The organism is Alcanivorax sp. HI0044, from assembly GCF_001634945.1.
Genome location: NZ_LWEZ01000331.1, coordinates 1 through 1,423 on the forward strand (window position 1 = coordinate 1; position 1,423 = coordinate 1,423).

Annotated in this window: 1 protein-coding gene and 1 pseudogene; one reads left to right on the top strand and one right to left on the bottom strand. The window is 59.4% G+C overall.

Translation table 11 applies throughout. The features are described from left to right. Positions 1–1,029 (bottom strand): acetyl-CoA C-acyltransferase (locus tag A3730_RS03965; RefSeq protein WP_063537524.1); only part of this gene is annotated, 1,029 nt, incomplete at its 3' end. A gap of 310 nt (positions 1,030–1,339) precedes the next feature. Here A3730_RS03965 and A3730_RS29425 point away from each other — a divergent pair. Continuing rightward, a pseudogene (locus tag A3730_RS29425) lies at positions 1,340–1,423 on the top strand (superoxide dismutase [Fe]); the annotation flags it as partial.

Consider the following 1,423-nt stretch of genomic DNA (forward strand, 5'->3'; position numbering starts at 1 on the left):
GCCGCCGTGGATGTTCACTTTCTCGTGGGGAATGCCCAGATCGATCATCGGCATCATCGCCACCATGGCGAAGGCTTCGTTGATCTCGAACAGGTCCACATCGTCCACGCTCCAGCCGACCTTCTTCATCACCGCTTCGGTGGCACCAATGGGGGCAATGGTGAACTCGCTGGGGTGTTTGCTGTTGGTGGCGTGGGCGAGGATGCGGGCCAGCGGCTGCAGGCCGCGCTCGTTGGCCACGGATTCACGGGCCAGTACCAGCGCTGAGCCACCATCGGAGATGGAGCTGGCGTTGGCGGCGGTGACGGTGCCGTCTTTGGCGAAGGCCGGGCGCAGGGTGGGGATCTTGTCGATCTTGGCGTTGCCCGGTTGTTCGTCGGTGTCGACAACCACTTCACCCTTACGGGTCTTCACGGTCACCGGCACGATTTCGTCCTTGAACCAGCCGTTATCGACGGCCGCATTGGCGCGGTTCAGGGATTCGATGGCGTAGTTGTCCATGTCTTCGCGGGTGATGTTGCGCTTGTCGGCCACTTCCTGGGCGAAAGAGCCCATCAGGCGGCCAGTTTCTGCATCTTCCAGGCCATCCAGGAACATGTGATCAAAGATCTGGCCGTGGCCCATGCGCATGCCGGCACGGGCTTTGTCCAGCACGTAGGGGGCGTTGGTCATGGATTCCATGCCGCCGGATACCACGATGTCGTTGGGGCCAGCCTTGATGGAATCGTAGGCAAACATGGTGGCCTTCATGCCGGAACCACACAGCTTGTTGATGGTGGTGGCGCCGGTGCTGTCCGGCAGGCCGGCCAGACGCATGGCCTGACGGGCCGGGCCCTGTTTCAGGCCGGCGGGCAGTACACAGCCCATGATGACTTCCTGTACGTCCTCGGCTTTCAGGCCGGCGCGAGCGACCGCTTCGCGGATGGACGCGGCACCCAGTTCCGGGGCGCTGACAGCGGACAGGGAACCCTGGAAACCGCCCATGGCGGTGCGGGCACCGTTTACAATGACGACTGCATCATCAGACATGTTTTTCTCCTGCCAAACAGTTGAAGGCGTTAACAGAACGCAAAAGAAACGTCCCGGAACGTAAAAATTGGGGCGCATTGTACTTGAAACAAGGGCGTTGCGCCCCATCTGACAAGGACCTGCCGGTCACGTATTGCTGGCAAATGATAGGTTTTGTCTATGATACCGAAAGGCAAAGCCTTGCCAGAGTAGAGAACACGACCGGTAGCTTGTTATTATCGTTCGGCCGCAGGCCACCGGCAGGTTGTCTGCGGGGAATTTCGGCCCGTTGCAGTGAGCAATGGGACAACATGATGTCAGGGGACAAATTATGGCTTTTGAATTACCGCCGCTTCCGTTCGAGAAAAATGCACTGGAACCGCATATTTCTGCCGAAACGCTGGAGTATCACCAC